Annotated in this window: 1 protein-coding gene; it reads left to right on the top strand. The window is 62.4% G+C overall.

What is annotated here, in order from left to right; all coding sequences use genetic code 11:
* Nucleotides 1–97: 97 nt before the first annotated feature.
* Nucleotides 98–385 (top strand): hypothetical protein, encoded by a 288-nt coding sequence (locus tag AB4Z27_RS29670; protein ID WP_441646069.1) that lies wholly within the window; start codon nt 98–100, stop codon nt 383–385.
* Nucleotides 386–425: the final 40 nt, after the last annotated feature.

Genomic DNA, 425 nt, shown 5'->3' with positions numbered 1-425 from the left:
GGCGCGGCCGATGCGGAAGGCAAGACGTCGCTGCAGAAGAGCCTCTTCGCCGAGAGCGTCGACCTGCTTTGCGCATTGAAATCCTGAGGACATACCTGTGGCAGCAAGAGAACGCATCATCCCACCCGAAATCCAGCCGGACGGCACGGTTCGCTACCGCTCCGTCATGACGCCGCCGGACGACAGCGTCGCGGTCTGCTATCTGGTGTCGCGCCGGATGATTCCGGTGGTCTTCGTGCCGGGGGTGATGGGGTCGAATCTGCTTGGATTACGACCCAGACGGCGGTTCAACGGCGAGATTGAACTGACGAAGGAGCCTGTATGGCTGCTCGACAGCATGGCCGACGCCGACCCAGACGGCGGTTCAACGGCGAGATTGAACTGACGAAGGAGCCTGTATGGCTGCTCGACAGCATGGCCGACGC

This window comes from Cupriavidus sp. KB_39 (assembly GCF_052114485.1).
GTDB lineage: Bacteria > Pseudomonadota > Gammaproteobacteria > Burkholderiales > Burkholderiaceae > Cupriavidus.
This window is presented reverse-complemented; position numbering and strand designations above follow the sequence as displayed.